Source organism: Streptomyces sp. NPDC017936, assembly GCF_044328485.1.
GTDB lineage: Bacteria > Actinomycetota > Actinomycetes > Streptomycetales > Streptomycetaceae > Streptomyces.
The window spans coordinates 23,337-45,106 of sequence record NZ_JBIRHK010000030.1; the positions used below are offsets into that span (position 1 = coordinate 23,337).

Sequence of the window (21,770 nt, forward strand, 5' to 3'; positions counted from 1 at the left end):
GTTGCGGATTCACGTCACGTCACCTCACGGTGCGTCCTCCCCCGATTCCCGTCGCCGCGCGGTGATGCTCGCGGCGATGACGGTGCAACCGCCGGTGATGACGGCTCCGATGATGGCCCCGATAAAGGCGTACATGTTCCCCCCTTGCTCAGTGGCGCCGAGTTGCGCCGGGAGAGACCATCGCACCCCTCCGGCAGGCATACAAAAGCGCGTCCACGCAGGTCAGGACGCTGATGTGCCAGAAATGCGTGCGGTAGTTGCGTAGAATTTCGCGGCGTTTCCGTATAGGAATCCGCGGCGAAAACGTGTAGCTCTAGACGATGTCCCGTAAATGCTCCGGGGCGTGCCGGTTGACCTGCTCGTTTGCCTGTCATCCGGTGAGGGTGAGGTTGTGCAGGCGGGCGATGCCGAGCATGGCGTGGTGGACGCCGTCGCCTCTGAGGCGGCAGTCGCGGAGGATCTTCCAGCTCTTCATGCGGGCGAAGGTGTGCTCGATGCGGGCGCGGACCTTGCGGTGGGAGGCGTTGTGCTCCTCCTTCCAATCCGGCAGTTCCTCGTTCTTGTGTCGGCGGTAGTGCGGGATGGTCAGGCCGGTGCCGCGGTAGCCGCCGTCGGCGATCACCGTGGGGGTGGTGCCGACGGCGGTCTTCGCGCCGGATTCCTGCCAGGCCCGGCAGTCGTTGCGGTTGCCGGGCAGCGGCTTGCCGACGGCGACCACGAGGCGGGTGTCGGCGTCGATGACGACCTGGTGGTTGGTGGAGTAGCGGTAGTTCTTGCTGGAGGCGGCTACGCTCCGGTCGCGGGTGGGCACCAGTGTGCCGTCCACGATGAGCACGGTGTCCTTGCGGTACCGCCGCCGGGGTTGGAGGGCGAGGGCCGGTCCGAGGTGGGCGACGATCCGGTCGGCGGCCGACTTCGAGACGCCGAACAGCGGGGCGAGTTGGCGCAGGGTGAGGTTGGTTCGCCAGTACGCGGCCACCAGCAGCACCCGGTCCTGAAGCGGCAGCGACCAGGGCCGGCCCTTGCGGACCGGATCGGTCCCCTCGCGGCGCAGCGCGGTGATCAGCTTGTTGAACTGCCGCGGGCTCAGCCCGGTGAACGGGCCTATCCAGGAGGGCTCCGACGCCGTAATCACACCAGCCACAACAAGATCATCTCACCTCTGACCAGCAGTTACGAGACAACCTCTAGGAAGCCGCCAATTCGGCGGGGGCTCCCACGACGGTGGTGGACCTCTCCCAGGTCACCTTCGCCGACAGCATGCTGCTGAACGAGCTGTTGCAGGCCCACTACCGGCATGAGGTGACCGGTCGCCCGCTCGTGCTGCAGGGTCCGCTCCAGCCCGCGGTCGACCGTCTGCTCGCCCTCAGCGGCACACGCGAACACTTCACCCTCCGACCAGACGCCGCCTGATCGCAGCACCGGCCCCCGGTAGACGCCACCACAGCGGCACGACAACGATCAGTACCCCTCCGGACCGCCCGGCAAGGCTGGCGGGGCGCCTGTGCCACCCTGTACCTGAGGTGAAGGCAGGGGTCCGCGAGAGGTGGAACAGTGCTGCAGCTCATCGGCCGTGAGAACGACCTGGTCATCGCAACCCTCGAAGAGGAGGTCGACCTCTTCACCAGTGACGAGGTCCGCGCAGCGGGCGAGCGCCTCCTGGACGACGGCTGCCGCTTTCTGGTCCTGGACACCTCTCTCCTCACCTACATCGACTCCAGCGGCATCACCGCCTTGCTCGCCCTGTGGCAGCGTCTCGAGCAGAGGCAAGGTGCACTGGTCATGGCCGTTCCCGACGGACATCTGCGGCATCGCATGATCATCCTCGGTCTGGACAGCGTCTTCGTCATCACCGTCACCCTGCACGAAGCCATCGCCCGAGCCCACACGCTGGACGCCGTGCCCCGCCCTCGCGCACTACAGACCGAGACAGAAACCGCCTGACCCGCCCCACAGCTACAGCCTGCAGGTGCCCGGGCGCTCCCACGGGTGGCGGCTGGACGGTTGGGGTGGGCGGTGGGGGTACCCGGCGTCCATGGCAAAGTTGCATCTTCCCGGGCGAAAAGACGACCACACAGAGGATCAGGCGCCGATGGCGGACGAAGTCGGCCCGGGTCCGGAGGTGGAGCGGCGTGCGCCGGACGCGCCCACGAAACTGCCCAAGGGGGCGTGGCGTGCGGTGCTCAAGGGCAGCCTGCGGGAGTTCAAGGACGACGAGCTGACGGATCGCGCGGCGGCGCTGACGTACTACGGCGTCCTGGCCCTGTTCCCGGCGCTGCTCGCCTTGGTGTCGTTGCTGGGCCTGACCGGCAGGTCGACCACGGACAAGCTCCTGGACAACATTAAACAGCTCGCACCCGGCTCCGCCCGTGACATCCTCACCAATGCGGTGCAGCAGCTCCAGGGCAGCGCCGGCGTCGGCTCGCTCATGGCGGTGGTCGGTCTCGTCCTGGCGATCTGGTCGGCGTCCGGCTACGTGGCGGCGTTCATCCGCGCGGCGAACGCGGTCTATGACATGCCCGAGGGCCGCCCCGTGTGGAAGATCCTCCCCGTGCGGCTCGGCGTGACGATCACCCTGCTGATCCTGGCCGTGGTCAGCGCGGTGATCGTCGTCTTCACCGGGGGCGTGGCCCGCCGGGCGGGCGACGCGCTCGGTCTGGGGGACACAGCCCTGACGGTGTGGTCCATCGCCAAGTGGCCCGTGCTCGTCGTGCTGGTCGTCATCATGATCGCGATCCTGTACTGGGCCAGCCCGAACGCGAAAGTGAAGGGCTTCAAGTGGATCACCCCGGGCAGCTTCCTGGCCTTGGTGATCTGGCTGATCGCCTCCGCCGCGTTCGCGTTCTACGTCGCCAACTTCGCCTCGTACAACAAGACCTACGGCACGATGGCCGGCGTCATCGTCTTCCTGGTGTGGCTGTGGATCAGCAACCTCGCCATCCTGCTGGGCCTGGAGTTCGACGCGGAGGCCACCCGGCAGCGGGCGATCGCCGGAGGACACCCGCCGGAGGCTGAGCCCTACACCCAGCCGCGCGACACCCGTAAGTGGGACGAGGAGGACCGGCGCCGCCTGGACAACGGTTGACGGCCCGGTCTTGGTGCAAGCCGGTGACCTGGGGTACCGGCAGTGCATGAGGCTGTTGGACCAAGTGCGCGATGCCGACCGGATCATGACCAAAGAGGCAGCATCCCGGATCCCTGCCGGGGTGGCGAAGGTGCTGTCGGCGGTTGAGGAAGCCGCAGAGGGAACGAAACTGTGGTGCACCGCGGCCGGGGTGATGGCGTGGCGGGGCGGCTGGCGGGGCCGCAGGGCGGCAGCCGCCGGCGTCGCCGCGGTCGTGGTAGCGCAGCTGGTGTCCAACGGCGTGTGCAAGCAGGTGACAGGCCGACGCCGGCCACCCAAGGAGTGGATTCCGCACGATGAGGTCGAGGACCGCCCGGACTCCTCGTCTTTCCCGTCCGGGCACACCGCGGCCGCCCTGGCGTTCACTGCGGCCGTCGCACCGGCGTGGCCGCTGGCCGGCGCCCTGTGCGCGGTACCGGCGGCCGCGGTCGCCGTCGAGCGGGTGCAAAGCGGCGCCCACTACCCCAGCGACGTCGCCGCCGGCGCCGCCATCGGCCTGGCTGCCGCCTGGCTCACCCGCCATGCTCCGCGCTTGCTGCGCCGCTGGCTCATCAGCGGTGATTGACGGCCTCGTAACCCGGACGGTCGGCCGGGCGTTGACTGCTTGGCACGACGAGGCTTCGGCCGTGTCGGCGGCCCTGTCACCGCGCCGGCGTTGCGGTGGGGGGCTGCGCGGCTGCCTGGTACCGATTTTTGGGTGAGCGGCGTGCCGTTGGCCCCGGTCCTATCGCCCCCTCGCGAAGGACCGGGGCTCTTCGTGCGTCGGCACCAGCTTCCAGGTCATCGCTTTTCGGCATGCCTGCGACGCCCAGACCTGTAGACGTCGCGGGTCAGGTGCTCTGGCCACGCTGTCCCAGCGGGCGGATTGTCTCCAAGCACTCGGAGAACCCGCCCCTCTTGCCCGTCTTGTGACGTCTCGTCGCACTTTTATCGGTTTGATCGCCCCTTGGGACGTGAGCCGAACAGGAACAGTTGCGACGCGAAGAGAAGGAGAGTGACATTCAGCGATCACCCAGAAGCAGATCCCCACGGTGCTGGATCACCCCGTCTACGACACCGACGGCAACAAGATCGGCGAGGCCAAGTACATCTTCCTCGACGACACCACAGGCCGGCCCGAATGGGTGAGCGTGAAGACCGGCCTGTTCGGCACCAGCGAGTCGTTCGTCCCCATCCGCGACGCGTCCATGGTGGAGGACCACTTGGAGGTGCCCTACCCCAAGGACAAGGTCAAGGACGCGCCCAACGTCGACGCCAGCGGCCACCTGTCCGAGGACGAGGAGCACCGCCTCTTTGAGCACTACGGCATGGTCTAGGACGACGCCTGGCAGCAGGCGAACGAGCCGGGCGAGGGCGGCTGGGCCCACACGGAAACCGACGGGACGACGAGCACCTCCCAGATGGCCGACACCGGCACCGACGAGATGACGAGTACGTCCGAAGCTGCCGGCACCCGCACCGGTATGGGACGCGGCGCGGGCGCCGACGGTGGGGATGGCGCCATGACGCGGTCTGAGGAGCGCATGCATGTCGGCACCGAGCGCTATGAGGCGGGCCGGGCGTGGCTGTGCAAGTACGTCGTCACCGAGGAGGTGCAGCAGACCGTGCCGGTGCGCCGTGAGGAGGTGCGCGTCGAACGCGAGCCGATCACGGACGCCAACCGGGAGGCTGCCCTGTCCGGGCCGGACATCACCGAGGTCGAGCACGAGGTCGTCCTGCACGAGGAACGTCCCGTCACGCAGACGGAAGCGGTGCCGGTGGAGCAGGTACGGATGACAACCGAGGAGTACACCGACGAGGAGACGGTGCGCGGCCAGGTCCGCAAGGAAGAGATCGACACCGAGAGCGTCGAGGAACAGGACGGACGCGGCGGTGTGTAATCCCTGTGCCTGCACACAACGCCGGCCCGCCCCGAACAGCTTCGGGGCGGGCCGGCGTTGTGTGCAGGCAGCTCCGACAAACGTGTCCTGAACTGCTCTGTTCGGGGTACTCCGATCACGCCGATGGCGCCAGTGCGTTGTCGGATCACTAAGGAAGCAAGTGGTGGGAGGTGAGTGCCGTGTCGCACATACCGCCGTCCTACAGCGACGGTGGCCCCAGCAGCCGGGGTTCGGGCAGTGAGCCGGTCAGTGAGCTGGTGCAGCGCGCCTCGCAGCAGCTGACCGAGCTGGTGCGCGACGAGATGCAGTTGGCGCAGGCGGAGATGAAGGAGAAGGGCAAGCGCTACGGCAAGGGCGGTGGCCTGTTCGGCGGCGCTGGCCTCGTGGGTTTTTTGATGCTGCAGGCGCTGGTCGCCACCGCAATCGCCGCTTTGGCGGTGCCGCTGCCGGTGTGGGCGGCGGCGCTGATCGTCACGGCGGCGCTCGGTGTGATCGCGGCGGTGATGGCGCTGATGGGCAAGAAGCAGGTCAGCCAGGCCGCGCCGCCGGCACCGCAGCAGACCATCAACAGCGTCAAGGCCGACGTGGCCGAGATCAAGGAGAGTGCACAGCGATGACCCAGCCGTACAACCAGTCCACCGCCTCCACGACTCCCACCCCCAAGGAGTTGTGCGAGCAGGTCGAGCAGAACCGGCACGAGCTGGGGCAGACAGTCGAGGCTCTGGCGAACAAGGCCGACGTCAAGACCCGCGCCCGTGAGAAGGCGACCGAGGTCAAGGAGCAGGCTGCCGTAAGGGCTGGCGAGCTGAAGGCGAAGGCGGCCGGTGTCGCGCAGCAGGTGCAGGACAAACTGCCTGACCCGGTGAAGGACAAGGCGGCCCGAGTGGCCGAGCAGGCGCGAGCCAAGGCGGGCCAGGCCGGGCAGTTGTGGCAGGAGAAAGCTCCGGAGCCGGTGCGGGAGAAGGCGGCACACACTGCCCAGGTGGCACGCGGCAACCGGAACGTGCTGCTGGCCGCGGCGGCCGGCGCCGTCGTCGTGTGGCTGGCGTGCCGTCGCCGGAAGGGATGAGCCGGTGAAAGCCTCGAAGATCGCCTACAAGCCGGTCGGCCTGGCCCTGGGTGCCGTCAGCGGCATGCTCGCCGGCGCACTGTTCAAGCAGGCGTGGAAGGTCCTCGGTCACGATAAGGACGCACCCGACGCCACCGACGAACAGCGCACCTGGAGCGAGGTCCTCATCGCGGCCACACTGCAGGGCGCCATCTTCGCCGGGGTCAAGGCCACCGTCGACCGCGCCGGCGCCACCGCCACACGCCGGATGACCGGCATCTGGCCCGGCTGAGCAGGCCCGGCTACCGAGAGGTGCCGGTAGATCTTGGATACCGGCACCCCTCGGCCCCCTTTCGTACCCGCCAGGAAAGAGCACCAGCCGTGTCCGCTCACCCCGCAACACCCGCCCTGACCGCGATGGCCGTCACCGTCGTCGTCCTGCTCGCCCGCCGGCCCGCCAGCCGTCCCCGCGGCCACCGCTCCCCAGGACGCGCGTAAGGACGAGTCCACCCATTGCCGGCGCCTGCACCGCCCTTACGAACGCAAGGTCGAACACTTCTTCGTTCTCGCCGACGTCGCCGCAGCCGACGTCAGCCCCCGCCGCCTCGCGGGGCAGCACAGCGGGTTCAGTGCGCATCGGCGGCCAGAGTGAGCCGGGTGAGATAGACGTCGATACCCGATATACGACCGGGCAGGGGTGCGCTCAGATCCCACCAGCGCACCGCCTCGATCTCGCGATCGGTTCTGAAATCGCGGTGCGGCAGGGCGTGGCCGGTGAACAGGGCACCGTATTCGGCGCGCTGTGCGGGGCCCAGCAGGAATCCGGCGTAGCCGACGAATCTTAAGGAGTCGCGGGGAACCTGTCCGCTCTCCTCGGCAAGTTCACGGACGGCCGCCTGGCGAGGGCTCTCCCCCGGCTCAAGCAGGCCGCCGGGTAGTTCCCATTGTCCCCGGAACCGATCATAGACCACAACGACCTCGTTGCGGCGCCACAAGGCGGTCAGAGCCATGGGCATGGGAGCCCCACCGGGGAGGACGTCTTCGGTGCCGAACGTGAAGGAAACCAGTCGGTTGCCGCGATGATCGACGGCGAGGGGTTCTGGGGAAGGACTGAGCATGCCAAAGTCTGCCCCAACTCCAGCACACCCAACGCCGTAGGCAGGTGGGAGCGGAGAGGGCGCTGGTGCCCGATACTTCGGGGCGCTCATGCGCGTACCGCCCGCTTGCCTGGGTGCGCGGTCCGTTCGGTGCCGGGCAATGGGAGCGCGGGGCGGGCAGGCTACGGGGGGATGCCTGCCCGCCCCGCGGGCGACGGCCCGCACGGGGGACGCGGGCCTCGCGGACCGTGGGTGCGGCCCACCGGTAACAGAGCACCGGGTGATACAAGTGTCACACCCGTCGCTGATGGTTCTGCCATCGCCCCGCCCGGGATCGCTTCCTACGAGACCCGCATGGACCAGGCCACGGCCCGATGCGCCGGTACAGCCTCCGGTGCGGTATCCCGGCCAGAAGCCGGCCGACCGGGGCGACGCCATCCGTGGCCAGAAGACGGCCTGTCACAGCGGGCGGGGCCGGCGCTCGGCGACGGTTCCAACACGGCACCAATGTGCCTGCCGATCGTGGTCGGGGCCGGGACCATCCGGCCGCACCTGGACTGCCGTCGTGGCCCCACCCATGGTCAGGCTGCGTGAAGCCGCCTGTGCCGCCGGTTGTTCGTGCGGTGCATGCCTGCGTCCCGCTTGCCGCCGGGGATCAGGTGCAGGTGCCGGTGACGGGCGTGGCGGGGTGGCCGTGCGGTGCGGGTGAGCCATTCCTCGATGCGGCTCATGCTGTACAGCAGTGCCGCCATGGCCGGCAGCAGCAGGCACGCGACCAGAAACACCGATCTCCCCCTCCTTTTACGGCTGGCGATCCGTTGACGGGTGCCCCTGCTCGGTCCGGCGACGGTGTGCGGGAGTGAGAGTGCTGTGCCTGTTGGTCCTGGAGCCTTCACAAAGGGGTGCGCCCCGAAGGTGTGCCGCCGGGGTAGTCAGTGAAGAAGCGTCCTGTGATGCCCGGGCAGCGCGGGGGAAGCATTCTGTCGCTCTTGTGCCCGGAGGAGCAGTTGCCGGGCGCTCGCGACGAGGCCGAAGGGCTGGTGTGCAAGGTGCCGGGTGAGGGTGGCGTGGGTGGTGGTGTTCCAGGCCGTTTGCGTCTGCGTCAGTCGTCGGAGCGTCTTCCTTTGCCTTTCCCGTTGCTGTTCTTGTCCTTTTCCTTTTGGTCCTTTTCGTCTTCCTCGCCGTGCTCCCGCAGAGGCAGGGTGGTGATTGGGTCGGTTGAGGGCGTGTCAGGTGACGTGGTGTCGGTGAGTGTGGGGCCAATGGGAGCGGATGTAGTACTTGCAGGGGTGGTCGTCGAGGGCAGCGAGGGGGTGTTGTCGCCGGAGTTCAACGAAACGCCCAGAGCTGCGGCCGAGGCGAACAGAGCAAGACCGGTGCCGTAGAGGACGGCTCTGCGGGCCAGTTTGTGGTGACGGTGTGGTCGGGAGTGGTTTCCGCCTCGGGCCTCGCCGACGCGCGGGGCAGTAGGCGGGGCGAGCACGGCTGCGGGGGTGTCCGGATGCGCCGGGCTGGGTATGCGCTGGCGCCTGGCGAGCCAGTCGGCTGCCTGTTCGGCGGTGGGCCGGTGGTCGGGCTCCTTGGCGAGCATGTGCAGCACGTAGTCGGACAGTGGCTTCGGTATGTCGGGGCGGAGCCGGTCGGGCGGGGGTGGAGTGGCGCCGACGTGCTGTTGCACCACGGCCAGGGAGGTGGCACCGCTGAATGGGGCCCGGGCGGTCAGCAGTTGGTACAGCAGGCAGCCGAGTGAGTAGATGTCGGAGGCGGGTTGTGCGGGGCGGCCCAGGGCTCGCTCGGGAGCGAGGTAGTCGGCGGTTCCGATGATCTTTCCGGTGGCGGTCAGGGTGCTGGCGGCGTGGTCGGCGAAGCGTGCGATGCCGAAGTCTGCGATCTTCGCTGTTCGGTCGGTCGTCAGCATCACGTTGGCGGGCTTGATGTCGCGGTGAATCACATGCTGCTGGTGGGCCGCGGCGAGACCGGTGGCCACCTGGGCGGCAACGGCTGCCGCCTCGTGCGGGGGCAGGGTGCCGCGCAGGGATCGTTCCTGGGCCAGGGACCAGCCATCGACGAGTTCCATGACCAGGTAGAGCCGGCCGTGATGGGAGCCGAAGTCGTACACGCCCACGACGTTGGGATGGTTGAGGCGGGCCGCGGTCTGCGCCTCCAGGCGGAAGCGATCGACGTCCGCCGCCTCCTCGGTGCGCAGCAACTTGACCGCGACCGGACGTCCAAGGAGCTGATCCGTGGCCTGCCACACGTCGCCCATCGCGCCACGCCCCAGCAGTTCCTGCAACTGATAGCGGTCCGCCAGCAGTTCCCGCACACCCACCCCGATCACCATGAAACCGGTTCACTCCGTAAGCCTTGGTTTCATCTTTTATCATCATTTGGGTTGCGGGGGTCTCCGGTACGGGCTGCCCGGGGCCTGGTGGCCTTCCCGGCCGCGCCCGGAGCAGGCAGGCAACGGGGGTGACGCGCCTGCCTGCCCTTGGTACGCCCCACCGGCTCGGAAAAAAAGACAGGCGAGCGGGCAGCACGAGGCCTCCTGGGTCCCAGGCCCTTCTTCTCCAGCGCACCGCGGTCCCGAACCGTCACACCCTCGTCCTCGTCGGCCGGACGTCTCTGCCCCTGCAGAGGCTGGACCGGCCGTGAGAGACCGCGCCTGCCCCTGCGCGCCAGCACGCACCTCCCGGGAAGTCCCGGTGCGTCGTGACCTCGCCCGACATCACGCGGTCGCGAAGGACACGCAGGCCTGGCCCGGCAAATCTGCGCAGGAGCACCACACAGGCTGCACACAGCCCTGCGAAAGCGTCGTTAGCGTTGCTCACTGCTTGATCACCCACACGGATGTGACCAGGTCGTGGCCCGGAGAGGCCGTCGGCACCAGCAATCCAGGAAGACCAGCAGATGGACTACTGCTCCGCATGTCGTCGGCATCTCAACGGTGCCTTGGTGTGTCCCGGGTGCGGCGCCTACGCCCCGGACATCGCTCCGCCCGTCACCAACAGCCGCACCGCGCCGGTCGGGGACGCCATCGCAGTGGCAGGCACCGACGCACCCAGTGCCTGGCCTGCGGGACGGTCCACAACCATGGAGTGCGGGGACGACTCTCCCCCAAGCGGCGAAGCGGAGATCGATCCGGGCACCGGATCGGCCGCCGGAGGGGAGACGGTTGTTTCCACGGGGCTCGGCCGTGCGGCCCGACGCCGTCAACTGGCCCGCTGGAACAAGAACAAGCGCCGGGCCGCCGTAGCGACCGCCGTGGCCATCGTCGGCGGCGGGCTGACTATCGCCACGATGGACAGGGACTCCGCCGGCCGGGCCCAGGCCGCCACGACACCGGACAGGCACAGCATGGGCCTGGCGGAGGAACAGGTGCCCGAGAACAGCCGGCCGGCCCCGGCAGCGCCCGCCGACGGCCGTACGTCGCACAGCTCCGTACAACCGGAAGACGCCGGCGCGGTGCGGCAGCAGCCGTCCGCGATCCCGGCCCCCGCCGAACCGCTGACCAGCCAGCCGGCCCCCGCCAGGCCACGGCATGCCCGGCCGGCCGTCGCCGTTCCCCCTCCTCAGGCCGCCCCGTCGCAGCCCGCGGCCCGAACCACCACCCCTCCCTCCGCTGCTTCCGTCCCCGACAGCAGCAGCACCACAGCGACACAGCCGTCCGACTCGACGGCGTCCGCCGACAGCACGCAGGCACACTCCTCACAGGCCGATGCGCCGCCCGCATCGACCTCACCGTCAGGGCTCTGTCTGCTCGTGCTGTGCCTGGGCTGACCGGGCTCGGCATGCGGCCGCGACGTCGGGCACGTGGAGGAAAGAGGCCGCAGCCCATAAGCAGGCGTTACGCGATAGCGCTTGGCCGACCCGGCCGGCGGCAGGTGCGTTGACCGCGTAACCGGCGGCTGCTCCCCGTGATGGCCAGGTGCGCGGAGCGCCGGTGGCCACACCCGCGGTCCTGCTGCGGGCCTGCGCCCACCGCACTACACAGGATTGCGTCCGGTGATGTCGCCGCCGGGGTCGTCCAGCAGGGCGATGCGGGCGGTGATGCGCTTGCCGACCGGCTCCCGCTGTGCTTCAAAGCCCTGGGCGACGGCCATGACGATCTCCAGTCCGTGCTGGCCGACCCGGCCGGCGTCCGCGGCCCGGGCGATCGGCAGGACCGGATCGGAGTCCCACACCACCACCTCCACCGTGTCGCCGACGATCCGCAGATCCAGCAGCACCGGGCCGGGGGCGTACTTGCGGGCATTGGTGACCAGCTCGCTCACCACCAACTGGGTCAGATCCACCGCGCGCCGGGAGACGGGCAGGCCGTGCTCGGCCTGCACCCGGATGAGGAAATCCGCCGCCAAGTGGCGAGCACGGGCGATGTCCGCGCCCTCACCCTCCAGGGCCACCGTGGTCTGCAGAGACTGCTCGCCTGGTGCGGTGCCGTCCTCATTCACAGGGACTGGTTCCATTACGGCCCGCTTCCACTACCCCGTTCACACCCCCGCGCGTACCCGCACCCGCGCGGTACACGCTCCACACCCTTGCACCGGCACAGGGCATCACCCGGACCGTGCAGGGCACACTGCCGGGCGAGGCTCTGGGTATGCAAGTATCGCCGACATGGCCGAAAACCAGAGGGCGGAAACCGCATCAGCCGAACAGCCCCGCGGGCTGTCGATCGTGGCCACCGCCACCGACGGCATCCGCGTCCTCACCGTGGCCGGAGAGATCGACCACCACACCGGCGACCAACTGCACCGCGCCCTCGACACCTCCGGCACTGCCCGGCCCCGCATCGTGGTCAACATGCGCCAGGTCACCTTCATGGACTCCACCGGCATCAACATCCTCATCACCGCCCACCAGGCCGTGACCGAGGCCGACGGCTGGCTCCGCCTGGCCGCGCCCACCGACTCCGTCCAACGCGTCCTGCAACTCGTCGGCGTCGACCAGCTCATCAAATGCCACCCCACCCTCCGCGAAGCACTCGCTGTCTGACCGCTTGCACGCGATGCCGGGGCTCAAGAGAAGAAGCCGGATCCTTCAGCCCCGGATCTCTTCTCCTCCTTGCCGTGCTTTCCCCTGCCGCTGCCCTCTTGGTTTCCTCAGTTCCCCTGATCTTCGCGGTGTCGCGGCCGGCGAAGGGGAGAGCGGCTCAACGGCCGGGGACGAAACAGCGGGGACGCCGTCGGCGGGGCAGAGGGCGAGGCAGTCGTCGAGGTCGGCGAAGCCGTTCGCGGTGAAAGGCTTTCGCCGCCGGACGGCAGAGAGGCACCAACGGCGGCGGCAGCCGCGAACAGCGGCACAGCGGTGGCGCGCCCAGTACGGCTTTTGACACGCCAGGCCCGTGGTCGTGCGGGCGGGCTCGCGCGGCGCGGAACTCTGCCCCGTATGCAGGTGCGGACGGAGGAGGGGTTGCTGTCAGCAGGGGCGCGGTGTGCTCGCGTTCGTGTTCTGCCGGGGTGATGGCGTCCTTCCAGCCGCGGTGCTACGTACCGTTGGCCGGCGTAGGAGCTGCCGGGCTTTTGAGGGAAGGCGTAGCCGTACCCGGCCCTTTCTTCGTGGGCTTGGTGGGAAGGAGGGGGCATGGACGATTTTGAGGTGGACCAGGTGGTCCAGCGGGCCCTGGACCGGCTGACTCTTCTGGCGGAGACCACTACCGCTATGACCAGCACGCTCGACTCTTATGCCGCGGTGCGGCGGGTGTGCCGCATTCTGGTGCCCCAGCTGGCCGACTGGTGCGCGGTCGACCTGCTCGACGACGACGGCCGCCCCCGCAGGGTCAGCGTCGTCCACCGTGATCCCGGTCTGCTGCCGGTCGGCGGCCTGACCGGCCTGCTGCCCAATGTCCCGGAAAATCCGGTCGGTCCGCTCTCACGCGCGCTTATCGGCGCCGGCCCCCTGCTGGTGACCGCAGCCGACATCCCCAGTCCTGACAAGGCTGCCGATCCGCTGCACGCCTGTCAGCTCGAGGTGTTTCACCAGCTCGGCACCCACACCGCCGTGGTTGCCCCCGTACGCGCCCGCCGGCAGGTCCTCGGTGCCCTGACCATCGGCCGCTCCGCGAATCGCGCCCCTTTCACGGATGACGACCTCGCCATGATGGAGGACCTGGCCCACCGCATCGCCCTGGGCGTGGACAACGCCCGGCTGCACCGCGAGACCCAGCACATCGCCGAACGGCTCCAACGCTCCCTCCTGCCCGTCCTTCCTCGAACCGGCCCGCTGCAGATGGCCGCTCGTTACGCACCCGCCGCCGCCACCGCCGAAGTCGGCGGCGACTGGTACGACAGCTTCCCCCTGCCCAACGGCGGCACCACCATGATCATGGGCGATGTCACCGGCCACGACCTGCGCGCCGCCATCACCATGAGCCAGCTGCGCAACATGCTGCGTGGCATCGGCTGCGACCGCCAAGAACCCCCGGGGCACATCCTGCGCCGCCTCGACCTCGCTCACCAATCGCTTTATCCGCAGGCCACAGCCACCTGCCTGTACGCCCTCCTCGACCAGGACGACGACGGAGGCTGGACGCTCACCTACTCCAGCGCCGGACACCCACCACCCCTGCTGGTCACCCATGAAGGCGACACCCGCTATCTCAAAGGCGGTCGCGGCCTCCTCCTCGGCGTCGACCCCGACCTCCCGCGCAGCCATGCCACCGAAACCCTGCCCGCCCGCTCCACCGTGCTCATGTACACCGACGGCCTCATCGAACGCCGCGGAGAGGACCTCACCCACGGAATGACCCGCCTACGACAGCACGCCGCCGCCCTCGCCCGCGAAAACCTCGACACGTTCTGCGACGAACTCCTCGCCGGCATGGCCACCGACCACACCGACGACATCGCCCTCCTCGTCGCACGAACACCCACCCGATCACACCGCCCCAGGTGACCTCGCCACCGGCGGCCAAGGCACGGTACAGCTGCAGAACGATGCAGTTCCGCAGTCAGGACAGCAGAAGCTGAGAGAAGCCTGACCGGAAGGCACCGAAGGAACTGGCGGGGCGGCATGCGATGTCACTTGGTCGGCATCGACGTGAACCTGGCTTTCGGCGCGGCCGCCAACGGCGCCGTCGTCGGCCTGGCCACGCCGCACGGCTCTTCCAGGCCCAGGAGGCCGGCCCCACCGAGGACCAGTTGCGCCAGATCGCCGCCGGAGCCCTGGGCGAGGTCTACTTCCGCAACAACGGCCACCGCGCTCACGACCTCGAAGTCGAACTCACCGACCTCCTCGATCTCGAGGGCGCTGTCACGTTGTTGGGTGGGTAGTTGTCTGATGGTGCGTCGTGGTGTGGTGGAGCCGGTTCCGGGTGCTCAGGCCGTGGCGGGGAGGCCGGCGGCTCCGGTGATCTGCTCCCAGACTGCAAAGCGGACGGTCATTTCAGCGCGGTAGTGGTATGCGGACATCAGATGGCGGCGGGGCCGGAAGTGAGGTGAGATGCCGCTGAACGCGGACAGAAACCGCTGGGCTCCGCCCACGGAGCGGAAGTTTTTCATCGCCCGTTCGCGCTGCCTCGTTGGCTGGTGGCTGTTCTCCGCCCTGTTGTTCAGGCCCTTGTGTGAGCGGTGCTCCACGGAGGGCATGACCTCACGGTGGGCGGCGCCGTAGGAGCGGAGCTTGTCGGTGATGATCACTCTGGGCACCGTGAGGGTCTTCTTGAAGAGCCTGCGGAAGAAGCGTCGGGCTGCGGCCTTGTCCCGCCGGTTCTGCACGAGGATGTCGAGGACGTGCCCGTCCTGGTCGACGGCCCGCCATAGGTACTGCAACCGCCCGTTGATCTTGATGAAGACCTCGTCGAGGTGCCACTTGTCTCTGGGCTGGGGCTGCCGGCGGCGCAGAGCGCCTGCGTAGATCTGCCCGAACCTGCCGCACCAGCGGCGGATCGTCTCGTGGGAGACGACGATCCCGCGCTCAAGCATGAGCTCCTCGACCTCGCGGAACGACAGCGGGAAGCGGAAGTACAGCCACACGCAGTGGGAGATGACCTCGACCGGGTACCGGTGCCCCTTGTACGACGGCGACGCACTCCCCACAGACGATCCTTCCCAGCCCGATCAACCCGAAGATCATCCCATCGGTCAGCCAACGTGACAGTGCCCCAAGAACACCTGGCGCCAGACCTGCCACGAGCTGGGCATCAGCCCCCGCTGGATCCGGCCCTGGCGGCCGCAGACCAACGGCAAGGTCGAACGCTTCCACCGCACCCTGCTCGAGGAATGGGCCTACCAGCGGCCCTACACCTCAGATGCCGAACGCCAAGCAGCGTTTCCCGACTGGCTGGACTGGTACAACCACCACCGACCCCACACCGGCATCGGCGGCCACCCACCAGCCAGCCGCGTCACCAACCTCTCCGGTCAGCACAGGTGTAGCGGTGGCGCTGCCAAAACGGGTACGTCGTACCGATCGTGCCGCAAGCGCCTTCCCAGACGCAGTGTCCGGAGTAGCGCTCGTAGTCCCAGACCTCCTTGGCGAGGCGGGCCTGGGACATGGTGCCGTTGTTGAGCTCGAAGAGGCGCACCTCGCTGGTCTTGGTCGACCACGCGAGGACGGCGTCGGTGGTGAAGCTGAGGCCGGTCTCCTTGATGGCGTGGTTGACCTCCACCTGCCTGTCGGTCAGGTGCTTGCGGCCGCCGTAGGCGAGGATCATGTCCGTCACCGCGACGCTGTGCGGACTGAACCCGACTTTCACCGCCTTCGCTCCGGTGCTGACCTTCGGTCGGGGAGGCAGCTCGTTGCCGTCGGCCAGAGCCTTCTGTCCCGCCGGAGTCAGGTTCCAGATCGGATGCCGTTCGGTCTTGCCGTTCGTCAGGCTCGGATGGACGTAACGGCCGCTGGTCGAGCACGAACGGCTGCCTCCGGTCCAGGCTTCCATGACACTTCACATGTGGCGGGAGTCACAGCGGATGTAAAACCCGCCGACCGTGTGCGACGTCTTGTGGGTGTGAGATCAGCCAGAAAGGCACTGGGCGAGCTGGACGAGGAAGGTCTCGTCCAACTGGTGGCCAAGGGTGACCGTGCCGCGTTCGAGGAGCTGTACCGGCGTACGTCGCCGTGGATGGCCGTACGGCTGCAGCGTCGGTGCGCGGACGAGCAGATTGTCGCCGAGGTGATGCAGGAGACGTATCTGGCGGTGTGGCGCGCGGCGGCCGCGTTCGCCGGGACGGCGGTCGGGGGGACGGCCGTGGGCTGGCTGTGGACGATTGCGGCGCGCAGGCTCGTCGATGCGTTCCGGCGCAGGGCCCACCATGCGGAACCCCCACCCGCTGCCGCCTCGCGCCCCTTGGCGCCCGCCGCCGAGGAGGAGGCGCTCGCGGCGACCGTCGGGGGAGACGTCGGGGACGCGCTGCGGCGCCTCGCACCGGAGCTCAGACAGGTACTGCAGGCCATGGTGCTCGACGGACTGACCGTTCGGGAGACCGCGGTCCTGCTCGGGGTGCCCGAGGGCACGGTCAAAACCCGTGCCCGCCGGGCCCGGATGGCGATGCGGAAGGCGTTGACATGAGCGTGGAACACGCGTCGATGCGGATCGTCGACGGGTATGCGCGCGGCGATATGAACCTCGCCGCCGACGAGGTGTGGGCCCTGGAGGCCCATCTGGAGACGTGCCGGGTGTGCCGGGACCGGCTGTCGGCCGCCGTCGCGACGCGGACGCCGGCCGTGGTGACGCTGGTCGACACCGTGTGGTCCGGCCTCGGACCCCAGCTGGCCGCCGCGACCACAATGCCGCACCGACGGCGCCGATCGATGCAACTGGCGAGGTGGCTGACGCCCACGATGGTGCCGTGGCTGGCCATGGTCATGAGCGTGACACCGCTCGCGTTCCTGCTCGACCTGGTCGGCACCGGCTCTGACGAGGTGTCCCTGGTCCTGCTGCTCGCCCCGGTCCTGCCCGTGCTCGGCGTCGCGGCATCGTGGTCGCGCGGTCTGGACCCGGCGTACGAGCTGACGGCCTCCGTACCGAAGGCGGGGCTGTACTTGGTACTGCGACGCACCGCGTCCGTGCTCGCCGTGGTCATTCCCGCGTTGCTCGTGGGCGGCTATGTGGCGGGGGACACGGGGGCGACGGCCGCGCAATGGCTGCTGCCCTGTCTGGCCTTCACCTCGACGACCCTGGCGCTCGGCGGTGCCATCGGTGTGACCCGCGCTGCCGTCGCGCTGGTCGCTGTGTGGGCTGCCGTCATCGTGGCGCCGACGCTGGCCGCCGGCCGCACGACCTTCGCTCTGCAGACGGGCGGTCTGCCTGTGTGGGGGCTGGTCCTCGCGCTCGGCATCGGTGTCCTGATCGTCCGCAGGGGTGCGTACTCCGTGCTCGGAGCCCACCATTGACGGCCGGAAAGCCAGCCGCAAACGACGACTACAAGCCACCGGAAAGACCATCGGAAAGGACATGCATGATGCCCGCAATGAACGCGGCTGACATCGTGCCGACGACCTACACCTGGCAGATCCAGGCCACAGGGCTGAAGGTGAAGGCTGGCAGGAAACGGATGGCCGTCGACGGCCTCGACCTGTCACTGGGCACCGGCGTACACGGTCTGCTCGGCCCCAACGGGGCGGGCAAGACCACCCTCATCCGGGCGCTGGCCACCGTACTGCGCCCCGCCGGGGGCACTCTGGAGCTGCTCGGCGAGTCCGTAGGCGGCATGGGTGAGCACCGTGCGCTGCGCCGCCGAATCGGCTACCTGCCGCAGGAGTTCGGCTATTACAAGCGTTTTACCGTGCGCGAGTTCGTCGAGTACATGGCGTGGCTGAAGGAAGTACCCAAGGCAGAGATCCCCGCAGCGGTACAGCGCGCCGTGGAGCGGGTGGGTCTGGCGGATCGTGCCGACGAGCGGATGAAGGCACTGTCGGGCGGCATGGTGCGGCGGGTCGGCATCGCCCAGGCCATCGTGAACGACCCGTCGATCCTGCTGCTGGACGAGCCGACGGTCGGTCTGGACCCGGCGCAGCGGCTGCGTTTCCGCGAGCTGCTGCAAGAGCTGGGCACGGACACCTGTGTGCTCGTCTCCACCCACCTGGTGGAGGACGTGGCCGCCGCCTGCACCGACGTGGTGCTCTTCGCCGAGGGCCGACTGGTCTTCCAGGGCACCCCCAACGAGCTGGCCGCCGCGGGTGGTCCCGAGCACGTGGGCGACAGCCCACTGGAACGCGGCTACTCGGCCCTGCTCCAGGGTCCCGAGCAGGGAAGGGGCGCCTGGTGAACGCACGTGTCCTGCGCACCGAACTGAAGCGCTCCGTCGCCCCCTGGGCCAGCGCCCTGGTCCTGACGAGTGCACTGGCGTTCTTGTACTTGGTGGACGGCGCGTGGTGGAGGGGCAGCACGGCGTGGACGGCCCAGTGGACGTCACTGGCCCTGACCACCCGCGGCCTGCTGTTCTACCTGTGGCCGATCGCCGTGGGGCTCGGCGCGCTGCAGGGATTGCGCGATCACCGCTCGAAGATGTCTGAGCTGCTGACGAGCACGCCGCGGCCCGCCTGGCACCGGGCAGCCACGATGGCCGGCATGACGGCGATCGCACTGGTATCGGCCTTCGCGCTCCTCGTCCTCGTCGGCGCGGTCCAGGTGCTCGCCAACACCGAGTACACACACCTCGGGTGGCTGCCGATCTCACTGGTGGGAGCCCTCTCTCTCGCCGCGGGGGCGGTGCTGGGCATGGGAGTCGGGCGGACCCTGCCATCCGCGCTCACCCCTCCCGCGCTAGCCATGGGCACCTTCGTGTTCTCGGCTCTGATGCACATGTCGTTGGGCCGGACGCAGACGCACACGGCGTCGGGCATCCCGGTCGCGGAACCCAACCAGGTCTCGCTGCTGTCCCCGGCGGTACAGGAGGTGCGGAACGCACTAGTCACGCTCTCCGCATCCGTGCATATCGGGCAGACGATCTGGCTGCTCGGCCTGGCCGCGACCGGTTTCGCTCTGCTGGCCGCCACCACCTCGCGCACCCGGCTGATCGCCCTGACGCCACTGTTGGCAGGCGCGGTGATCGCCCTGCTCGTCCTCCCCTCCGACTCGCGCCGGATGTACGTCATCGACAAGGCCGCCGCGGAGCTGGTATGCGACGGCCCGGTATGCGTAACGAAGATGCACCAAGGGCAGCTCGCTGGATTGGCGGGGCCCGGCAAGGAGGCGCTGCGCCTGCTGCACGACGCCCTGGGCGGCCAGGCCCCGGCCTCAGTCCGGGAGAACACCACCGTACTGCCGGACGGCTCCACGCCCCGATGGTCCCGGGAAACCGTGCTCTTCGACTTCGACGAGGACATCATCGCCGCCGCCGAGGGCGAGGAGCTGACCTGGGCCCTGATCGCCAAGGGCATGGTGCCGGGGTGTGACCCTGTCGGCTGGAGCGGCTTCGGAGAGGACGATTTCGCACGAACCGTCGCGGTGGGCTGGGTCTTCGGTGACCTCAGGTCACTTCCCGGCGCAGGGCCGGCAAGCCTGCGTCGCGAGGCCGACGCCGAGGCCCGCCCGGTATGGAGAGAGCTCGAGGCGCTTCCGCGGGACGGGCAGCGCGCGCGGATCAACGCGATGCGCGCCGCCGCCTTCTCCTGCAAGGGCGACGCGTTCGACGCGCTGAAGGGCGGTGCGTCCCAGTGAGATGGCTGATGCTGTACGCACGCTCCCGGCAGGTGCCCGCGTCGCTCGCCGCAGTGGTGATCAGCACGGTGGCGGTGTGGGCGCTCGCCCGGGACGGCAGCGGAGAGCCGTGGGACCCGCGGCCCCCCGTGCTCGTCCTCGCCGCGGCGGCGATGGCGGTCTCGACCGGGCTCAGCGGGCAGGACCTCGCACTGGACCGGACGGCCGCGATCCGCTGGGCACCCCGCAGGGCGGCGCACGTACTGCTCAGCAGCGGGATCGTCGCCACGGTGCTGCTGACCGTGCAAGCGGTGAGCGAGGACATGGCCACGACCGCGTTCGTCGTACAGGACAGCGCGGGCCTGATGGGACTGGCCGCCCTGGGCGCGACACTCTCGGGCGGGCAATTCGGGTGGACACTGCCGTTCGCCTGGCTCGCATTCTCGTTCTTCGCCCCACCCGCCACGAGTATGCCGATGCAGGTGGCGACCTGGATGCTGCTACCACCTGGCACGGCGGTGGGCACCTGGACGGCCCTCGTCCTCATGATCGCCGGCACCACGGCCTACGCTCTGGCGGGGCCGAGACGGTAGCCGATCCGGACGGTCGAAGACGGAGCGCCGTTCGGACAAGATCGGCGACAGCTTGTGAGCAACTGTGCACAGGTCGGACGATGGCGGTAGTCACCTGCGGTCCACGGGTGGCATGGCGGCCACATCGTCACGAAGTCGGGAGCGGCGGGAGTCGGGCGCCACCATCAAGGTCCGGCCGAGCTGGACGCGCTGCAGCAGCCGCGTGTAGCTCCGCACCTCGGGGCCGGGCTCAGCGAGGTAGGTGCCCTCGAGCCCGGGCCGTCAAGACCCAGGAAGGACCTCCACACCAGTCAGGTCCTCGGGTATGGATTTCACGGTGAGGATGACCTCTTGGTCGCGGGCGGCTTCCTTGATGTTGTACGCGAGCTTCAGCGCCTTCTCCAGCTCCGGCCGCGTCTTGATCCGGGTGGAGATCTCCTCGGAGAAGATCCGCTTGAAGGCCGGTTCGAGTGCGGCGAGTTGGGAAAGGAGTTCCTGCTGGACCGTCGAACAGCGGGCGTACCTGATCCGGATCGGGCTTGGCCGTTGCGACGGCCGGTGAAACTTCGACGGGCGGGCTCGCCTTCCACGACCGCCCGAGCCGCGGTCCTCGGGGACGGTCACTCCTAGTTCCTCGCGGAGCGCGGGGAGGAGCATGAAGTGGACGGTGTGTTACCTCGCTACGCGCTTCCCGCTCCGAGTGCGGCAGGCGCTGCACGCCGGGGCTTCGCGCTTCGGACAGTCGTTTCATTTTCGTGCGTTAGCTGCTTGATCGGGCGTCAGGTCCACCCCCGTGGTCGTCAGAACCGTCTCGCACAGCATTCTGGTTTTGCGAGGGGTTCTGCGAACGGCGACCTGCGGATTCGGTGTTCGCAGATCACTGACCATTGCTCATTTGTGAAAATCACGCAGCACCCGGCCGTAGCCGCTGCGCTCGGGTACGCGGGCCGGACCGTTCCGTGTACAAAAGTCCCGGCCGCGCCTGGCGGTTCAGCCTGTAAGGGTGTTGAGCCAGCCGGTCAGCAGACGGTTGATTTCCTCGGGACGTTCCTGCTGGATCCAGTGGCCGCAGCCCTCTACGAGGTGGGAGGCGGTCAGGCCTGGGAGGGTGGTAGGGAAGGCGTCGATAGCGTCGGACATCCAGGTGGTGGAGGCGTCCAGGGCACCGCCGATGAACAGGGACGGCTGCTTGATCGGGGCGCCGCAGTGGGGGGCGAGATCTTCCCAGTCGCGGTCCATGTTGCGGTAACGGTTGAGGGCGCCGGTCAGACCCGTGCGCTCGAACTCCCCAGCATAAATGTCGAGATCGTCCTCGGTCAGCCATACCGGAAGAATGCCGGCGGGAAAACGGTCGCGCAGCTGGCCGCCGTGGGCGATGAAGTGGGGGTCGGGCTCGCCCTGGGCGGGCATCGTGTCGGCGGACAGGGCCGCGTAGAAGCCCGCGAGCCAGCCCCGCACGTCGGGCTCGATCT

At 68.9% G+C, this 21,770-nt stretch carries 24 protein-coding genes and 3 pseudogenes; 17 read left to right on the plus strand and 10 right to left on the minus strand.

The window, feature by feature from the left end:
- Positions 1 to 370: 370 nt before the first annotated feature.
- Positions 371 to 1,144 (minus strand): transposase, encoded by a 774-nt coding sequence (locus ACH4F6_RS38690; RefSeq protein WP_397965298.1) that lies wholly within the window; start codon positions 1,142 to 1,144, stop codon positions 371 to 373.
- A gap of 74 nt (positions 1,145 to 1,218) precedes the next feature.
- Here ACH4F6_RS38690 and ACH4F6_RS38695 point away from each other — a divergent pair.
- The 8 genes and pseudogenes from ACH4F6_RS38695 to ACH4F6_RS38730 form a co-directional block, all read left to right on the plus strand.
- Positions 1,219 to 1,413 (plus strand): annotated as a pseudogene (locus ACH4F6_RS38695) (STAS domain-containing protein); the annotation flags it as partial.
- Between the two features lie 141 nt (positions 1,414 to 1,554).
- Entirely contained in the window at positions 1,555 to 1,944 is a 390-nt protein-coding gene (locus ACH4F6_RS38700; RefSeq protein WP_397965300.1) for an STAS domain-containing protein, read from the plus strand.
- A 91-nt stretch (positions 1,945 to 2,035) separates the two neighbouring features.
- Entirely contained in the window at positions 2,036 to 3,085 is a 1,050-nt protein-coding gene (locus ACH4F6_RS38705; RefSeq protein ID WP_397965301.1) for a YihY/virulence factor BrkB family protein, read from the plus strand.
- A gap of 46 nt (positions 3,086 to 3,131) precedes the next feature.
- Positions 3,132 to 3,689 (plus strand): phosphatase PAP2 family protein, encoded by a 558-nt coding sequence (locus tag ACH4F6_RS38710; protein WP_397965303.1) that lies wholly within the window; start codon positions 3,132 to 3,134, stop codon positions 3,687 to 3,689.
- Positions 3,690 to 4,131: 442 nt separating this feature from the next.
- Positions 4,132 to 5,004: pseudogene (locus ACH4F6_RS38715) on the plus strand (PRC and DUF2382 domain-containing protein).
- Positions 5,005 to 5,192: 188 nt separating this feature from the next.
- Positions 5,193 to 5,621 (plus strand): phage holin family protein, encoded by a 429-nt coding sequence (locus tag ACH4F6_RS38720; protein WP_397965328.1) that lies wholly within the window; start codon positions 5,193 to 5,195, stop codon positions 5,619 to 5,621.
- Positions 5,618 to 6,073 (plus strand): DUF3618 domain-containing protein, encoded by a 456-nt coding sequence (locus ACH4F6_RS38725; RefSeq protein ID WP_397965304.1) that lies wholly within the window; start codon positions 5,618 to 5,620, stop codon positions 6,071 to 6,073. Before ACH4F6_RS38720 ends, ACH4F6_RS38725 begins: the two co-directional genes overlap by 4 nt.
- A 4-nt stretch (positions 6,074 to 6,077) precedes the next feature.
- Positions 6,078 to 6,344, plus strand: coding sequence for a DUF4235 domain-containing protein (locus ACH4F6_RS38730; protein WP_397965306.1), 267 nt, complete (start codon positions 6,078 to 6,080; stop codon positions 6,342 to 6,344).
- Positions 6,345 to 6,678: 334 nt separating this feature from the next.
- On the opposite strand, the gene ACH4F6_RS38735 is transcribed toward ACH4F6_RS38730, so the two are convergent.
- The 3 genes from ACH4F6_RS38735 to ACH4F6_RS38745 form a co-directional block, all read right to left on the minus strand.
- Positions 6,679 to 7,170, minus strand: a complete 492-nt coding sequence (locus tag ACH4F6_RS38735) for an NUDIX hydrolase (protein ID WP_397965307.1) — start codon at positions 7,168 to 7,170, stop codon at positions 6,679 to 6,681.
- A 560-nt stretch (positions 7,171 to 7,730) separates the two neighbouring features.
- Entirely contained in the window at positions 7,731 to 7,934 is a 204-nt protein-coding gene (locus tag ACH4F6_RS38740) for a hypothetical protein (protein WP_397965309.1), read from the minus strand.
- A gap of 317 nt (positions 7,935 to 8,251) precedes the next feature.
- Positions 8,252 to 9,490 carry a serine/threonine-protein kinase gene (locus ACH4F6_RS38745; protein WP_397965310.1) on the minus strand — a complete coding sequence of 413 codons (1,239 nt, stop codon included), beginning with the start codon at positions 9,488 to 9,490 and terminating at the stop codon, positions 8,252 to 8,254.
- A gap of 566 nt (positions 9,491 to 10,056) precedes the next feature.
- On the opposite strand from ACH4F6_RS38745, the gene ACH4F6_RS38750 reads away from it, so the two are divergent.
- Positions 10,057 to 10,926, plus strand: coding sequence for a hypothetical protein (locus ACH4F6_RS38750; RefSeq protein ID WP_397965312.1), 870 nt, complete (start codon positions 10,057 to 10,059; stop codon positions 10,924 to 10,926).
- 206 nt (positions 10,927 to 11,132) lie between these two features.
- Here the strand turns inward: ACH4F6_RS38750 and ACH4F6_RS38755 are convergent, their stop codons facing one another.
- Positions 11,133 to 11,612, minus strand: coding sequence for an ATP-binding protein (locus ACH4F6_RS38755; RefSeq protein ID WP_397965313.1), 480 nt, complete (start codon positions 11,610 to 11,612; stop codon positions 11,133 to 11,135).
- 151 nt (positions 11,613 to 11,763) lie between these two features.
- On the opposite strand from ACH4F6_RS38755, the gene ACH4F6_RS38760 reads away from it, so the two are divergent.
- Entirely contained in the window at positions 11,764 to 12,141 is a 378-nt protein-coding gene (locus ACH4F6_RS38760; protein ID WP_397965314.1) for an STAS domain-containing protein, read from the plus strand.
- Between the two features lie 588 nt (positions 12,142 to 12,729).
- Positions 12,730 to 14,040 carry a PP2C family protein-serine/threonine phosphatase gene (locus ACH4F6_RS38765; RefSeq protein ID WP_397965317.1) on the plus strand — a complete coding sequence of 437 codons (1,311 nt, stop codon included), beginning with the start codon at positions 12,730 to 12,732 and terminating at the stop codon, positions 14,038 to 14,040.
- Positions 14,041 to 14,165: 125 nt separating this feature from the next.
- Here ACH4F6_RS38765 and ACH4F6_RS38770 read toward each other — a convergent pair whose 3' ends face one another.
- Both ACH4F6_RS38770 and ACH4F6_RS38775 read right to left on the minus strand, forming a co-directional pair.
- Positions 14,166 to 14,351: a hypothetical protein gene (locus ACH4F6_RS38770; protein WP_397965318.1), complete on the minus strand. Its 186-nt coding sequence runs from the start codon at positions 14,349 to 14,351 to the stop codon at positions 14,166 to 14,168.
- Between the two features lie 111 nt (positions 14,352 to 14,462).
- Positions 14,463 to 15,182 carry an IS6 family transposase gene (locus ACH4F6_RS38775; RefSeq protein ID WP_397965319.1) on the minus strand — a complete coding sequence of 240 codons (720 nt, stop codon included), beginning with the start codon at positions 15,180 to 15,182 and terminating at the stop codon, positions 14,463 to 14,465.
- A 100-nt stretch (positions 15,183 to 15,282) separates the two neighbouring features.
- Between ACH4F6_RS38775 and ACH4F6_RS38780 the strand changes: the two are divergent.
- Positions 15,283 to 15,513 (plus strand): annotated as a pseudogene (locus ACH4F6_RS38780) (integrase core domain-containing protein); the annotation flags it as partial.
- Here ACH4F6_RS38780 and ACH4F6_RS38785 read toward each other — a convergent pair.
- Positions 15,491 to 16,024, minus strand: a complete 534-nt coding sequence (locus ACH4F6_RS38785) for a replication-relaxation family protein (protein WP_397965320.1) — start codon at positions 16,022 to 16,024, stop codon at positions 15,491 to 15,493. The pseudogene ACH4F6_RS38780 and the gene ACH4F6_RS38785 sit on opposite strands and share 23 nt — an antisense overlap.
- A gap of 69 nt (positions 16,025 to 16,093) precedes the next feature.
- Between ACH4F6_RS38785 and ACH4F6_RS38790 the strand changes: the two genes are divergently transcribed.
- The 5 genes from ACH4F6_RS38790 (at position 16,094) to ACH4F6_RS38810 (ending at position 20,319) form a co-directional block, all read left to right on the plus strand.
- Entirely contained in the window at positions 16,094 to 16,654 is a 561-nt protein-coding gene (locus ACH4F6_RS38790) for an RNA polymerase sigma factor (RefSeq protein ID WP_397965321.1), read from the plus strand.
- On the plus strand, positions 16,651 to 17,478 hold the full coding sequence (locus ACH4F6_RS38795; RefSeq protein WP_397965322.1) for a zf-HC2 domain-containing protein: 828 nt from the start codon (positions 16,651 to 16,653) through the stop codon (positions 17,476 to 17,478). Before ACH4F6_RS38790 ends, ACH4F6_RS38795 begins: the two co-directional genes overlap by 4 nt.
- A gap of 65 nt (positions 17,479 to 17,543) precedes the next feature.
- On the plus strand, positions 17,544 to 18,353 hold the full coding sequence (locus ACH4F6_RS38800) for an ABC transporter ATP-binding protein (RefSeq protein WP_397965323.1): 810 nt from the start codon (positions 17,544 to 17,546) through the stop codon (positions 18,351 to 18,353).
- Positions 18,350 to 19,747, plus strand: coding sequence for a hypothetical protein (locus tag ACH4F6_RS38805; RefSeq protein ID WP_397965324.1), 1,398 nt, complete (start codon positions 18,350 to 18,352; stop codon positions 19,745 to 19,747). Before ACH4F6_RS38800 ends, ACH4F6_RS38805 begins: the two co-directional genes overlap by 4 nt.
- On the plus strand, positions 19,744 to 20,319 hold the full coding sequence (locus ACH4F6_RS38810) for a hypothetical protein (protein ID WP_397965325.1): 576 nt from the start codon (positions 19,744 to 19,746) through the stop codon (positions 20,317 to 20,319). The genes ACH4F6_RS38805 and ACH4F6_RS38810 overlap by 4 nt, the downstream gene beginning before the upstream one ends.
- A gap of 261 nt (positions 20,320 to 20,580) precedes the next feature.
- Here ACH4F6_RS38810 and ACH4F6_RS38815 read toward each other — a convergent pair whose 3' ends face one another.
- Positions 20,581 to 20,955: a recombinase family protein gene (locus ACH4F6_RS38815; RefSeq protein WP_397965326.1), complete on the minus strand. Its 375-nt coding sequence runs from the start codon at positions 20,953 to 20,955 to the stop codon at positions 20,581 to 20,583.
- A 333-nt stretch (positions 20,956 to 21,288) separates the two neighbouring features.
- On the minus strand, positions 21,289 to 21,770 hold a 482-nt coding region (locus ACH4F6_RS38820; RefSeq protein ID WP_397965327.1), incomplete at its 5' end, for an alpha/beta fold hydrolase.

Excerpts from the sequence above, each read along its gene's own strand:
- ACH4F6_RS38800 (WP_397965323.1), top strand. The coding sequence starts at position 17,544 with ATGATGCCCGCAATGAACGCGGCTGACATCGTGCCGACGACCTACACC.
- ACH4F6_RS38815 (WP_397965326.1), bottom strand. The coding sequence starts at position 20,955 with ATGCTCCTCCCCGCGCTCCGCGAGGAACTAGGAGTGACCGTCCCCGAG.
- ACH4F6_RS38765 (WP_397965317.1), top strand. The coding sequence starts at position 12,730 with ATGGACGATTTTGAGGTGGACCAGGTGGTCCAGCGGGCCCTGGACCGG.
- ACH4F6_RS38755 (WP_397965313.1), bottom strand. The coding sequence starts at position 11,612 with ATGGAACCAGTCCCTGTGAATGAGGACGGCACCGCACCAGGCGAGCAG.
- ACH4F6_RS38725 (WP_397965304.1), top strand. The coding sequence starts at position 5,618 with ATGACCCAGCCGTACAACCAGTCCACCGCCTCCACGACTCCCACCCCC.
- ACH4F6_RS38735 (WP_397965307.1), bottom strand. The coding sequence starts at position 7,170 with ATGCTCAGTCCTTCCCCAGAACCCCTCGCCGTCGATCATCGCGGCAAC.
- ACH4F6_RS38760 (WP_397965314.1), top strand. The coding sequence starts at position 11,764 with ATGGCCGAAAACCAGAGGGCGGAAACCGCATCAGCCGAACAGCCCCGC.
- ACH4F6_RS38710 (WP_397965303.1), top strand. The coding sequence starts at position 3,132 with ATGAGGCTGTTGGACCAAGTGCGCGATGCCGACCGGATCATGACCAAA.
- ACH4F6_RS38745 (WP_397965310.1), bottom strand. The coding sequence starts at position 9,490 with ATGGTGATCGGGGTGGGTGTGCGGGAACTGCTGGCGGACCGCTATCAG.
- ACH4F6_RS38750 (WP_397965312.1), top strand. The coding sequence starts at position 10,057 with ATGGACTACTGCTCCGCATGTCGTCGGCATCTCAACGGTGCCTTGGTG.
- ACH4F6_RS38705 (WP_397965301.1), top strand. The coding sequence starts at position 2,036 with ATGGCAAAGTTGCATCTTCCCGGGCGAAAAGACGACCACACAGAGGAT.
- ACH4F6_RS38785 (WP_397965320.1), bottom strand. The coding sequence starts at position 16,024 with ATGGAAGCCTGGACCGGAGGCAGCCGTTCGTGCTCGACCAGCGGCCGT.
- ACH4F6_RS38795 (WP_397965322.1), top strand. The coding sequence starts at position 16,651 with ATGAGCGTGGAACACGCGTCGATGCGGATCGTCGACGGGTATGCGCGC.